Annotated in this window: 9 protein-coding genes; 4 read left to right on the forward strand and 5 right to left on the reverse strand. The window is 71.3% G+C overall.

The annotated features are described in order from the left end of the window. Positions 1 to 204 precede the first annotated feature (204 nt). Together RBR11_RS07105 and RBR11_RS07110 are read left to right on the forward strand one after the other, a co-directional pair. Complete coding sequence (locus RBR11_RS07105; protein WP_308488622.1) at positions 205 to 345, forward strand: hypothetical protein; 141 nt, start codon at positions 205 to 207, stop codon at positions 343 to 345. 54 nt (positions 346 to 399) lie between these two features. Next, positions 400 to 2,406 carry an ATP-dependent helicase gene (locus RBR11_RS07110; RefSeq protein WP_308488623.1) on the forward strand — a complete coding sequence of 669 codons (2,007 nt, stop codon included), beginning with the start codon at positions 400 to 402 and terminating at the stop codon, positions 2,404 to 2,406. Here the strand turns inward: RBR11_RS07110 and RBR11_RS07115 are convergent. Together RBR11_RS07115 and RBR11_RS07120 are read right to left on the reverse strand one after the other, a co-directional pair. Beyond that, complete coding sequence (locus RBR11_RS07115; RefSeq protein ID WP_308488624.1) at positions 2,403 to 3,287, reverse strand: alpha/beta fold hydrolase; 885 nt, start codon at positions 3,285 to 3,287, stop codon at positions 2,403 to 2,405. The genes RBR11_RS07110 and RBR11_RS07115 overlap by 4 nt on opposite strands. Positions 3,288 to 3,359: 72 nt before the next feature. Continuing rightward, entirely contained in the window at positions 3,360 to 4,571 is a 1,212-nt protein-coding gene (locus tag RBR11_RS07120) for an NAD(P)-binding domain-containing protein (RefSeq protein WP_308488625.1), read from the reverse strand. Positions 4,572 to 4,819: 248 nt separating this feature from the next. Between RBR11_RS07120 and RBR11_RS07125 the strand changes: the two genes are divergently transcribed. Both RBR11_RS07125 and RBR11_RS07130 read left to right on the forward strand, forming a co-directional pair. After that, a complete protein-coding gene (locus tag RBR11_RS07125; RefSeq protein WP_308488626.1) occupies positions 4,820 to 7,429 on the forward strand; it encodes a PEP/pyruvate-binding domain-containing protein in 2,610 nt (869 codons plus the stop codon). Positions 7,430 to 7,488: 59 nt separating this feature from the next. Beyond that, complete coding sequence (locus RBR11_RS07130; RefSeq protein ID WP_308488627.1) at positions 7,489 to 9,036, forward strand: PucR family transcriptional regulator; 1,548 nt, start codon at positions 7,489 to 7,491, stop codon at positions 9,034 to 9,036. Here RBR11_RS07130 and glyA read toward each other — a convergent pair. From glyA to RBR11_RS07145, 3 genes are read right to left on the reverse strand one after another with little or no spacing between them, the layout of a single operon-like run. Further along, the gene (glyA, locus tag RBR11_RS07135) at positions 9,002 to 10,324 is read right to left on the reverse strand and encodes a serine hydroxymethyltransferase (RefSeq protein ID WP_308488628.1); all 1,323 of its coding nucleotides are present in this window, start codon (positions 10,322 to 10,324) and stop codon (positions 9,002 to 9,004) included. The genes RBR11_RS07130 and glyA overlap by 35 nt on opposite strands. Beyond that, positions 10,312 to 11,313, reverse strand: coding sequence for an agmatinase (speB, locus tag RBR11_RS07140; protein ID WP_308488629.1), 1,002 nt, complete (start codon positions 11,311 to 11,313; stop codon positions 10,312 to 10,314). The genes glyA and speB overlap by 13 nt, the downstream gene beginning before the upstream one ends. A gap of 30 nt (positions 11,314 to 11,343) precedes the next feature. Beyond that, positions 11,344 to 12,759, reverse strand: a complete 1,416-nt coding sequence (locus tag RBR11_RS07145; protein WP_308488630.1) for a purine-cytosine permease family protein — start codon at positions 12,757 to 12,759, stop codon at positions 11,344 to 11,346. Between the last annotated feature and the right edge of the window lie 33 nt (positions 12,760 to 12,792).

The raw sequence follows: 12,792 nt of genomic DNA on the forward strand, positions 1-12,792 counted from the left end.
GGTTTCTCGATCACCGCTCCCTCCGTGCCTGCGCGGCGGCTCCTCGAACCCCATCCGATCTCGCCGCCGAGCGGTGACCGGTCGGGGAATCCGGCGGAAGACTCTTGACCTGTCGACCCTCCGGGCCTACGATTTCACTATTCAAGAATCCAATTCCGTAATTCGGAATTACTGGGATCCTGACGATTCAGAGATGAGGCGATGATGCCCGACACCACCCTTGAACCCCGCCCGGCGATCTCCGTGCGCATCGACGTCGACCCGGACTTCTACATCCCCGCACGCCGCCGCGGCGTGCTCACGCAGCTGCTCGTCGCGCTGCGGATCCTGCCGCAGGCGTCCTGACCCCGGCCCACCGGAGCCGGGGCGACGTCGGTGGCCCCGCCTAGCGTCGAGGGCATGACAGAAAGCGATGCGCTCGCCGAGCTGGATCCGGCACAGGTTCAGGCCGTCGAGCACGGCGACGGGCCCCTGGTCATCGCCGCGGGGGCGGGCACGGGCAAGACCCGGGTGCTCACCGCGCGGGTCGCGCGGCTGCTCGCGTCCGGGGTCGCGCCGGAGCGGATCCTGCTGCTGACGTTCACCCGGCGCGCGGCATCCGCGATGCTCTCCCGCGCGGCGGCGCTGTGCGGCGACGCGCAGGCGGCGCAGCGCATCGCGGGCGGCACGTTCCACGCGGTCGCGCACCGGATCATGGCCGAGCACGCGCAGCACCTGGGGCTCGAGGACGTGACGGTGATCGATCCCGACGACGTCGTCGACCTGCTCGACCTGCTGCGCGCGGAGCACGGGCTCGACGGCACCGCCGTGCGCCTGCCCACGACCCGCACGATCGCCGACATCGCATCCCGCGTCATCAACACCGCCACCCCCGTCCGCACCGTGATCGAGGAGCAGTTCCCCTGGGCGCTGGAGCAGGCCGACGCGATCACGGGCCTGCTGCGGGACTACCGCGCCCGCAAGCAGGAGCGGGGGCTGCTCGATCTGGACGACCTGCTCATCGCGTGGCGGGCACTGGTCGCGGATCCGGACGTCGGGGCGCGGCTGCGGGCGCGCTGGGACTGGGTGCTCGTGGACGAGTATCAGGACGTCAACCGGCTGCAGGTCGACATCGTGCGCGGGCTCCGGCCCGACGGTCGCGGGCTCACGGTCGTCGGCGACGACGCGCAGGCCGTCTACGCCTTCCGCGGGGCGAGCGCGGGGCATCTGCTCGAGGTGACCGAGGCCCACCCCGACGCCACCCTCGTGCGGCTCGAGCGCAATTTCCGCTCCACGCAGCCGATCCTCGACCTCGCGAACGAGGTGCGCCCCGGCGAGCTCGCGCTGCGCCTGGTCGCCGACCGCCCCCAGCAGGGGGCACGGCCGGCGCTCGTGACCTGCCGCAACGCCGACGACGAGGCGCGCACGATCGCGGACCGGATCCTCGCCGCGCACGTCGACGGGATGCCGCTGCGGGCGCAGGCCGTGCTGATGCGCACCGGATCGCACAGCGCACAGCTCGAGGTCGAGCTCAAGGTGCGCGGGATCCCGTTCCACAAGTTCGGCGGCATCGGATATCTGGAGACCTCGCACGTCCGCGACCTCCTCGCGAGCTTCCGGGTCGTGCTGAACCCGGCCGACGAGGTGTCCTGGTACCGCCTGCTCACGCGGCACCGCGCGATCGGCAAGGCGAGCGCGCGGGGACTGGCCGCGATCCTGGCGGACGGCGGCACCGATCGCGCGGCCGACGCCGTCGCCGCGGCGCCCGCGAAGGCGCGCACCGGGCTCGCGTCGACCCTGTCGCTGCTGGGCGCCGTCGATGCCGCGACCCCCGTCCCCGAGCTGGTGGAGGCGTGCCGCGGCGCGATGGATCCGCTGCTGCGCGGGCACTATCCGGACTGGCACCGCCGGGTGACCGAGGTCGACGGCATCGCGCAGGCGGCGGCGCACCAGAGCGACCTGCGCGCGTTCGTGAGCGAGCAGGCGATCGATCCGGTGAACGTCGCCGGAGACTGGGCGAAGCAGCCGCACCTCGACGAGGACTGGCTGACCCTGTCGACGATCCACTCGGCGAAGGGACTGGAGTGGGATGCCGTGCACCTGATGCGCGCGACCGACGGCGCGATGCCGTCGGACATGGCGCTCACCTCGCCCGCGGGGCTCGCGGAGGAGCAGCGCCTGTTCTATGTGGCCCTCACCCGCGCGCGCGACACGCTCGACGTGTACGCGCCGTCACGGCTGCCCACGCACCCCACGGCGTTCATGGCCAAGCACGTCGCTGCCAAGCCCAGCCGGTTCCTCACCGAGCCCGCGCGCGCCCTGATGGACCCGGTCCGCACCGCGGTCCCCGCCCCCGAGCTCTCGTCCGGGAGCGCGACCCCGCGGGCGCGCGTGCGGCTGGACGCGTTCGACGAGCTGTTCGCCTAAGCAGCGTCCAGCACCTCGCGGAGCCGCGCCGCGAAGCCGGCCGGGTCGCCCGGCATGCCCGGCTGCTCCGTGAATCCGCCGTGGTTGCTCGGGAAGTCGACCGCAGGGATCCCGACGGCCGCGGCGATCGCCCGCGCCGCCCGGGCGGGCATCGTCTCCCGGGACTCGACGCCGGCGGCGAGGGTGAGACGATCGCCCAGGGCGCGCAGTGCGTCGACATCCGGGCGGTATTCGAGGATCGCGGGCATGTTGCGGAACAGCGGATCCGTCCGGCTGCCGTCGTCGGCGGCCGGCAGGCCGAACATCGCCGGATCCGGGGCCGGCCGGTCCAGGTAGCCGTCGGGCACCGGCCCGTCCAGCATGACGAACGCGATGAACTTCGCCAGGGCGGCGCCGTCGCCCCGCGTCGCGTAGGTCTGCGTGAGGTCGGCCACCACCTCGAGCACGCGGTCGCGATCCGGCAGGAGGGCCGCGGTCGCCGGCTCGTGTGCGACCGCGCGCCGCACGTCGCCGGGGTGCGCGGCGAGGAGGGCGAGCAGGTTCACGCCGCCGCCGCTGCTGCCGAACGCGTCCACCGCGCCGACGCCCAGGGCGGCAATGACGTGGTGCAGGTCGTCGCGGTGCTGCTCGACGGTGATGTCCGACGTCGCGACCGGGTTGCGGCCCGCGCCGCGTGGGTCGTAGGTGACGACGGGCCGGTCGGCGAAGTGGGACGCGAGGGTCCGGAACCCCGTCGCGTCCATCGGGGCGCCGAAGAGGAACAGGGTCGGTCGCTCCGGCGTCGCCGCCGCGAGGTCGCCGTGGACGTCGAACGTGATCGCGTCGTCGCCCTCCCCCACGACCCGGGTGGAGATCGGACGCTCGGTGCTGGAGTTCGTCATGCTCTCATCCTGATCCCGCGCGCCTCAGCGGTCCAGGGCGATCCGGACATGGTCCGATGCGCGGTCGCGACTCTAGCCGGAACCGGATCCGCGCGTCGTGATCGCCTCCGCCACCGCCTCAGCGTCGTCGCCGACGCCGAAGAGGAATCCCGACCGCCGGCGGGTCATGAAGTGCACCCCGCAGAAGTAGAGCCCCGGCACGTCGACGACCGCGCCGGCGGAGGTGACCGGGTAGCCGATCTCGTCGAAGACCGGGAAGTCGATCCACGAGTAGTCCGGCCGGAACCCGGCGGCCAGGATCACCGCGGCGAACCCGGACAGGTCCAGGGAGGCGATCGGGTCGGCAGGCACGAAGGGATCGGGCACCGGCTCCATCGGCGGGATCGGATAGCCGGCCTCGGGGAGCTTGGCGGCGAACAGCGCGCGCAGATCCGCCCACCGCGCGTCACCGAAGGCGACGGATGCCGCGAGATCGTCCGCGAACCACGCGGTGGTGCCGTCGGTGCGGTCGAGATGCCCGAGCAGGATCACTCCGGACGCATGCAGCGTGCGGTAGTTCAGATCGCGTCCGCCGTCGGCGCCGGTGAACTGCGGGTTGGCGATCAGCCGGATGGCGGCGGTGATGTCGGTGAGGCGCTGCTCGTAGAAGCCGACGCGGTTGATCCAGGTGACGATGTCCAGCCCGCCCAGCCGGCGCGGATACCACGGCGCCCTGCCGCAGGAGAGGTAGACCTCATGGCCTGCGAGACGCAGCTCGTCGGCGATCTGGCAGCCGGTCTCGCCGCTGCCGATGACGAGCACCGCGCCGTCGCCGATGGACGCGGGACTGCGGTAGTCGAGGGCGTCGAGCACCGGCACCGCGTCCGGGAAGCGCCACGCGGGCGGCCGCAGGGGTCGCTGGAACGCGCCCGTGCACACGACGACCGTGTCGGCGTCCATCGTCCCCTCCGACGTCCGCAGGCGGAAGGGATGCTCTTCGCCGGCGGCGAGGCCCTCGACCGCGACGCCCTCGCGCACGGGCAGGTCCCATCGCCACCGATATCGCTCGAGGAATTCGACGATCTCGTCGCGGGGGACGTGGCCCTCCGGGTCGCCCCCGGCATAGGGGCTCCCCGGCAGGGCCAACGTCCAGTTCGGGGTCACCAGCGTGAAGCTGTCCCAGCGATCGCGCCACGCCTGGCCGACGCGGGCGCGCTCCAGCACAGTGTGCGCGACATCGCGAACGGTAAGTCCCCGGCTCACGGCCAACCCAGCCTGACCTGCGCCGATAATCACCACCGGCATGTCGCGATCTTCCCACTTCGCGGTCCCGCCGACAAGAAGCCTGCGGGCTGCTCAGAGTGTTCATCGACACCTCCCGGTGCTGTCTCTCCGGATCCCGGCATACGGCGTGCCGGGTGCCGGATCCGACGGTCAGGAGTCCGACGGCGCGATGGCCTCCGGAGCCCTCGTCGCCTCTTGCGGTCCGCCCCGCGAAGTGCCATCCTGCAAGTAATTCCTCAACTGATGAATTATGACCCGAAGGATGCCGCATGGACAGCGGAGACGTCACCCCCGGCGAGCCCCTCATCCTCGACCTCGCCGCACTGTCGGCCGCCGACCTCGGCGCTGTGGGCGGGAAGGCCGCGAACCTCGGCGAACTCATCCGCGCCGGCTTCGACGTCCCCACGGGGTTCTGCATCACCACCCAGGCGTATCGCCTGGCCGTGCGCGGAACCGCTGTGGAGGACGGGACGACGACCGACGCGCCCGCGGCGCGCGCCGCGATCCTGGCGGCGCCGTTCCCCGATTCAGTCGCGGACGTTCTCCGAGCCGCCTACACGCGGCTCGGAGAAGGACCGGTCGCCGTGCGGTCGTCCGCCACCGCGGAGGATCTGCCCGGCGCGAGCTTCGCCGGCCAGCAGGACACCTACCTCGGCATCGCCGGCATCGACGACGTGCTCGATGCCGTGCAGCGGTGCTGGGCATCGCTCTGGACCGATCGCGCCGTCGCCTACCGCGCCGCGCAGGGGATCGACGGGGCCGGGGTCGCGCTGGCCGTCGTGGTGCAGTCGATGGTCGATGCGGAGTCCGCGGGCGTGCTGTTCACGGCCGACCCCGTGACCGGCCGGCGCAGGCAGGCCGTGCTCGACGCCGCCCGCGGGCTCGGCGAGGCCGTGGTCTCCGGCTCCGTGGACCCGGACCATTTCGTCATCGATACCGGCACCGGCCGGATCCTCGACCGCAGACGCGGCGGGGGCGACGCGGTGAGCGTCACGGACCCGCAGGTGAGGGCGCTCGCGTCCCTCGGCGATCGCGTCGAGGGCGCGTTCGGCAGCCCGCAGGACATCGAGTGGGCCATCGACTCCGACGGGCACCTGTGGCTCACGCAGTCGCGCCCGATCACGACGCTGTATCCCGTGCCGGTGCGGGATGCGCCGAAGCCCCCCGACGAGATCCGCGCGTTCTTCTGCATCAGTCTCGCGCAGGGCCTGCACCGGCCGATCACCCCGATGGGCGTCGCGGCGTTCCGCGTGATCGGCGCGGGCTTCCTGGATCTCATCGGCCGCCGCCCCGACCGGATCGTCGACGGCCCCGGGGGCCTTGCGGTGGGCGGCGATCGCCTGTTCGTCGACGCGACGCCCATCGTGCGCTCCGCCGCAGGGCGCTTCATCTTCCCGCGGGCGCTCGATGTCATGGAGGCGCGCTCCGCGGTCGTGCTGCGCGGGCTGCTCGACGACCCGCGCTTCGCCGTCGTCCCGGGATCGCGCCGGCGCTTCGCGCGCGGGTTCCTGCATCTCGCGGCCCGCATCCGCGCTCCGTTCGTCTTCGTGCAGGCGCTCGCCGACCCGGCCGCGGCGCAGCGACGGGTGCGTCGGCTCGAGGCCGAGGTGCGCGCGTTCGAATACCCGTCCGGCACGATCCCCGACCGTGTGGACGGCGTCGTCGACCTCGTCTTCCGCGCGATGCCGTACGCGCCGCGGGCCATCCCCGGCGCGGCCGCAGGCTTCGCGATGCTCGGCCTCGCGGGGCGCCTGCTGGGCGACGCGGCCCGGCCCGGCGACCTGCAGACCGTGCTGCGCAGCGTCCCCGACAACATCACGACCCAGATGGACCTCGACCTGTGGCGCCTCGCCGTGGCCGCGCGCTCCGATGCCGCCGCGGCGACCGCGCTCGGGACCCGGCCGGCGCGCGACCTGGCGGACGACTACCTCGCCGGGAGCCTGCCGGCCGTGCTGCAGAGCCGGATGGCCGACTTCCTCGATCGCTACGGCCATCGGGCGGTCGCCGAGATCGACCTCGGGATGCCGCGCTGGGCGGACGACCCCGCGCACCTGTTCGGGGTCCTGTCCGGCTACCTGCGGCTCGACGCGGAGGCCGACACCCCGGCGGAGCACTTCGCGGCGGGGGCCCGCGACGCGACCACCATGATGCGGACGCTCTACGCCCGCGCGCGCAAGCGCAGCCGGATCCGAGCCCGCGCGGTGGGGTTCTGCCTGAGGCGCGCGCGGGCGCTCGTCGGCATGCGGGAGATGCCGAAGTATCTCGTCATCATCGCCCTGCGACGGGCCCGCGAGACGATGCTCGCGATCGGGCGCGAACTGGCGGATGCGGGCCTGCTCGCCGATCCTCAGGACGTGTTCTTCCTCGGCTTCGAGGAGACCAAACAGGTCGCCGCGGGTGCCGATCTGCGCGCCGTCATCCGGGAACGGCGGTCACGCTACGACAGCGAGCTGCAGCGCCGGCACGTGCCGCGCGTGCTGCTGTCGGACGGCACGGAACCGGAGGCTGTGTCGTCGGCCGCGGCGGGGCCGGAGGGCGCGCTCCGCGGCACGCCCGCCTCCGCGGGAACGATCACGGCGCGCGCCCGCGTCATCCTGGATCCGGTCGGCGCCGAACTGCAGCCCGGCGAGATCCTCGTCGCTCCGTCCACCGATCCGGGCTGGACCCCCCTCTTCCTCACAGCCGGCGGCCTCGTCATGGAGATGGGCGGCGCGAACAGCCACGGCGCGGTCGTCGCCCGCGAGTACGGCATCCCCGCGGTCGTCGGCGTCGCCCGGGCGACCGAGACGATCTCCACGGGAGACGAGGTGACGATCGACGGCGCAGCCGGGACCGCCACCGTGGCATCGGCGACGCGCACCGAGCAGAACCCCGTCTGATGCCTCGCAGGGAACTACGGCTAGCGTGAGTCCATGACTTCACCGCGAAGGCGCGCGTCATGACGATGACCGTCGCCGAGCTCATCGCCGAGCCGCAACTGGGCCTCACGCTCATCGCCGGCGCGGCGGGCCTGGAGAACCCCATCACGTGGGCTCACACGTCAGACCTGCCGCGGCTGTGGGAGTGGGTGACGGGCGGCGAGCTCATGATGACGAACGGCATGTCGATCCCCGCGGACGCCCCCGGCCAGGTCGCGCTCATCGAGGCGCTCGTCGTCGCGGGCGCCAGTGCGCTCGCCATCGGCGAGAAGATGCACGCGCCGCAGCTTCAGCCCGAGTTCCTGGCCGCGTCCGACGAGCTCGCGTTCCCGGTGCTGTCGATCCCGTTCCCGCTGCCGTTCATCGCGATCGCCCGTTCCGTCGCGGAGTCGTCGATGCTCGAGGAGTCCCAGCGGCTGCGGCAGACCGCGCGCATGTACGACCTGATGCGGCAGACCGGCACCTCGGGCGACGAATGGCGCGAGCTCCTGCGCGGCATCGGCGGCAACCTCGACGCCGCCGTGTTCGTCGTGAACCGGCGGTGCCTGCACCCGTGGCACGCCGACGACCCGACGCTGCCGGCCGATGTCTCCGCCGCCCTGGCGCCCCTGCTCAGCGCGCCCGTCGACGCGAGCAAGAAGTTCCTCTGGCACCGGCTCGCCGACGCCCGCGACATCCTGATGATGGACGTCCCCACCCACGCCGATGCGGTGCTCGTGGTCCTGCCGCGCTCGGTGCTGCATCCGGACGCCGTCGTGCTCCTGCACGCCGCGACCGTCGTCGGGCTGGTGCTGTCGCGCATCACCCTCGCGCGCGAGAGCGAACGGCGTCTCGGTGCCGAGATCCTCGCGCAGGTGCTGGACGGCCGCGTGGGCGCCGCCGAGTTCGAACGGCGGATCGGCGACTTCGGCGTGCCGGCGGACGAGTTCATCGTCGCGTCGCTCGCCGGCGCCGACGACAGGCAGCTCACCGATGTGCACCTGTCGCTGTGGCGTCACGGGGCGGCTTCCCTCGGCGTCCGGCGTCTGAGCAGACTCCATCTGCTGCTGCCGGCGGTCGGCACCGAGGAGGTGCTGCGGCACGTCGTCGACCCCGGGGTCCGCATCGGCCTCAGCCGGCCGTCGGATGTCAACGGGTTGCAGCGCGCCCTGCAGGAGTCACTGTGGGCGCTCGCAACCGCGGAGAGCGTCGCCGAGCCGCTGCTGATCTACGCGGAGGGGCCGTCCTGGCTCGGATTGACGTCCTTCGAGGAAGGAGCCGCTCTCGTCGAACGGCTCCTCGGCCCCGTCATCGCGTACGAGGCCGGTCATCAGCCGGACCTGCTCATCACGTTGAAGACCTTCCTCGAGGCGCAGCGGTCGGTGCAGAAGACGGCCGCCGCCCTGTTCGTGCACCGGCAGACGATCGTCTACCGGATGCACAAGATCGGAGAGCTCACCGGACTCGACATGGCGGAGACCTCCACCATCGCGCAGCTGTGGTTCGCCCTGCAGATCCACGAGGCGATGGACGCGCAGAACCTCGCGGCGACGGTCACCCGTCCGCTCCATCGACCGCGAGATCCCTGACGCCGGGATACAGCGGGTGCGCGTCCGCAAGGGCGGCGACCCGGCGGCGCAGCGGCTCGAGAGCCGCATCCGGTCCGGCGATCAGCGCCGCGGCGATGATGTCCGCGACCTCCCGGAACGAGTTCTCGTCGAACCCGCGCGTCGCAAGGGCGGGCGTGCCGATCCGCAGGCCCGACGTCACCATGGGCGGGCGCGGATCGAAGGGCACCGCGTTGCGGTTGACCGTGATGTCGATCGAGGCGAGACGGTCCTCGGCCTGCTGACCGTCGAGGACGCAGTCGCGTAGGTCGACGAGCACGAGGTGCACGTCCGTCCCGCCCGAGACCACCGTGATCCCGTGGGCGGCCACATCGGGCCGGGTCAGGCGCTCGGCGAGGATCCGTGCGCCCGCCAGCACGCGCTCCTGGCGCTCGCGGAACTCGTCGCTCGCGGCGATCTTGAAGGCGACCGCCTTGCCCGCGATGACGTGCTCGAGCGGGCCGCCCTGCTGACCGGGGAACACCGCGGAGTTGATCTTCTTCGCGATGTCGGGATCGTTCGTGAGGATCACCCCGCCGCGCGGACCTCCGAGCGTCTTGTGGGTCGTCGACGTGGTGACGTGCGCGTGCGGCACGGGGCTCGGATGCAGCCCCGCCGCGACGAGTCCCGCGAAGTGCGCCATGTCCACCATGAGGTGCGCGTCGACGAGGTCCGCGATGCGGCGGAACTCGGCGAAGTCGAGCTGACGCGGGTAGGCGGACCATCCCGCGACGATCAGCTTCGGCCGGTGCTCGAGAGCGAGCCGCTCGACCTCCTCCATGTCGACACGGAGGTCGCCTTCGCGCACCTGGTACGGGACGACGTCGTAGAGCTTGCCGGAGAAGTTGATCCGCATGCCGTGAGTCAGGTGCCCGCCATGCGCGAGGCTCAGGCCCATGATGGTGTCGCCGGGAGTGAGCAGGGCGTGCATCACGGCGGCGTTCGCCTGGGCGCCGGAGTGCGGCTGGACGTTCGCGAACTCCGCCCCGAACAGTGCCTTCAGCCGGGTGATGGCGAGCTCCTCGATGACGTCGATGTGCTCGCATCCGCCGTAGTAGCGCCGCCCCGGGTATCCCTCGGCGTACTTGTTCGTGAGCACCGAGCCCTGCGCCTGCATGACCGCGACCGCGGTGTGGTTCTCGGACGCGATCATCTCCAGCCCGTGGCGCTGGCGGCGCAGCTCGGCGTCGATCTGCGCGGCGACCTCGGGATCGAGGTCGGCGATGTCGGCGTCGAGCGTCGCGGTGCCGAGGCGCGTCACGCCTGCCACGCGACTTCCTTCTCATCCGCCGCCGCACGGGCCTCGATGGCGTCGCGGTTCGCCATGAGGGCGAGGAGGTCGAAGACGAGCGTGGCCCCGGCCAGGGCGGTGACGCTGGCGTGGTCGTACGACGGCGCGATCTCGACGACGTCCGCGCCGACGATGTTGATGCCATCGAGGCCGCGCAGCACGGCGAGCAGTTCGCGGGAGTGCATGCCGCCCATCTCCGGAGTCCCGGTTCCGGGGGCGTAGGACGGGTCGAGCACGTCGATGTCGATCGACACGTACACGGGGGTGTCGCCGAGGCGATCCTTGATGCGCTGGATCGTGCCGGCGATCCCGATCACGTCGATGTCCGAGCACCGGACGATCTGGAACCCGAACTCGTGGTCGCGGATGAAGTCGTCGCGGTCGTACACGGGCCCGCGGATGCCGATGTGCATCGACTTGTCCTCGATGAGCAGGCCCTCCTCGAAGGCGCGCCGGAACATCGTGCCGTGGGTCACGGGCTGGTCGAAGTAGGTGTCCCACGTGTCGAGATGCGCGTCGAAGTGGAGGAGGGCCACGGGGCCACGGGCCTTCGCCAGCGCACGGAGCATCGGGAGGGCGATCGTGTGGTCGCCGCCGATCGAGACGAGCTTCTTGCCGTCGCCGAGCAGCGGCAGCGCCTGCTCCTCGATCTCGCGCACGGCACGCGTGATGTCGTACGGCGTGCACGCGATGTCACCTGCGTCCACGACCTGGCAGGCGGCGACCGGCTCCACGTCGAGCTCCGGGTGGTAGCCGGGCCGCAGCAGGCGGGACGCCTCGCGCACCGCCGACGGGCCGAAGCGCGCTCCCGGCCGGAACGACGTGCCGCCGTCGAACGGGACGCCGACGATGGCGATGTCGTAGTCCGGGACGCGGTCGAGCTCGGGAAGGCGGGCGAAGGTCGAGATTCCGGCGTAGCGCGGCACCTTGGTCGCGTCGACGGGACCGACGGGGTTGGCAACGGCCATTTCAGATCCTTTCAGGAGGAGAGAGGGGTGTCAGCCGTTGACCGGTGTGCGGTCGGCTTCCGACAGAAGGGGCGTCACGGTGCGCAGGTTCCGCACCCTGACGAGCCCGAGGTAGATGAAGAAGGTCGCGATGGTGCCGACGACCCAAGCGGTGTCGATGCCGCCGATGGCGACGGCGATCGGGCCCTCGTAGATCGCGGTCGACATGAACGGGATCTGCACCACGAAGCCGAGGATGTAGCTGAGCACCGCCGGCATGTTGAAGGCGCCGTACCCGCTCTTCGGGTCGCTGAACGACTCCGGGTCGTAGTGCCCCTTGTTCACGATGTAGTAGTCGACGAGGTTGACGATGCTCCACGGGATGAGGAGGTAGACCAGGATATTGATGAAGTTCGAGTAGGCGACGAGGAAGTCGTCCGAGAACCCGATCGAGACCGCGAAGGCGACGACCGCGATGACGGTCGCGGTGATGTTCCTCGCCCATGCACGGGGCGACCACCTCAGGTTGAACGTCTGGATGCAGGTGAGCACGCAGAGCGACGGACCGTAGAGGTTGATCACGCCGGCGTCGAGCGAGCCGAAGAAGAACACCAGCATCACGAACACGAAGAGCGGTGCGGGCAGGATGCTCGACAGTGTCGCCAGCGACGCCTCGCCGCCGAGCCCCGCGATGATGAGCGCGCCGACGGCCATGGTGGCGAGGCCGCCGACGACCGTTCCGATGTACGTGTACCAGAAGGCGGCGCGCGCCGACGTCCTGGTCGGCAGATAGCGCGAGTAGTCGGAGACGTACGGCGCGTAGGACAGCTGCCAGATGCCGGCGACGGAGGCCATCCCGAGGAATCCGGTCCAGTTGAACGATCCGGAGGCGTGGGCCTGCCCGTTCACGGCGGAGATCGTCGTGTAGATGAGGGTGAGGACGAGGGCGATCGTGGAGAGCCAGATGAGCACGCGGTTGAGCCGGTGGATGAACCGGTACCCGAAGACGACCGCGACGAGGGTCAGCCCGGTGCTGATCGCCAGCCCTGCCACCGTGCCGATCCCCGGGAACACCGCGACCAGCGTCTGCTGGGCGAGCACCATGAGCGACACGAAGAATCCGACGTACATGAGGATGACGACGACGATCACGAGCAGGGATCCGTACATCCCGAACTGCCCTCGGGCCTGGATCATCTGCGGGACGCCGAGTGTGGGCCCCTGCGCGGAGTGCAGCGCCATGAAGACGGCGCCGATGATGTTGCCGATGACGAGGGCGACGAGGGTGGACGTGAGATCGAGGTGGTAGATCGTCGGCCCGAGGATGCCGGTGACCACCGACAGCGGGATGATCTGGACCGTGAACCAGAACGAGAAGAGGTGCTTGACCTTCCCGTTCCGCTGGGACTCGGGGACGGGTTGAATCGTCAGGTCTTCGACGACGGAGACGCTGTCGTGCTCATCCATGGACGCATCCTTTCGATGCTTGCCGCGACGCTG

Origin of the sequence: Microbacterium capsulatum (assembly GCF_030865425.1) — a bacterium.
GTDB classification, from domain to species: domain Bacteria; phylum Actinomycetota; class Actinomycetes; order Actinomycetales; family Microbacteriaceae; genus Microbacterium; species Microbacterium capsulatum.

Bases quoted from the DNA above. Each gene is read 5' to 3' on its own strand.
- RBR11_RS07120 (WP_308488625.1), bottom strand. From the start codon at position 4,571: ATGCCGGTGGTGATTATCGGCGCAGGTCAGGCTGGGTTGGCCGTGAGC.
- RBR11_RS07115 (WP_308488624.1), bottom strand. From the start codon at position 3,287: ATGACGAACTCCAGCACCGAGCGTCCGATCTCCACCCGGGTCGTGGGG.
- RBR11_RS07130 (WP_308488627.1), top strand. From the start codon at position 7,489: ATGACGATGACCGTCGCCGAGCTCATCGCCGAGCCGCAACTGGGCCTC.
- RBR11_RS07125 (WP_308488626.1), top strand. From the start codon at position 4,820: ATGGACAGCGGAGACGTCACCCCCGGCGAGCCCCTCATCCTCGACCTC.
- RBR11_RS07105 (WP_308488622.1), top strand. From the start codon at position 205: ATGCCCGACACCACCCTTGAACCCCGCCCGGCGATCTCCGTGCGCATC.
- RBR11_RS07145 (WP_308488630.1), bottom strand. From the start codon at position 12,759: ATGGATGAGCACGACAGCGTCTCCGTCGTCGAAGACCTGACGATTCAA.
- speB (WP_308488629.1), bottom strand. From the start codon at position 11,313: ATGGCCGTTGCCAACCCCGTCGGTCCCGTCGACGCGACCAAGGTGCCG.
- RBR11_RS07110 (WP_308488623.1), top strand. From the start codon at position 400: ATGACAGAAAGCGATGCGCTCGCCGAGCTGGATCCGGCACAGGTTCAG.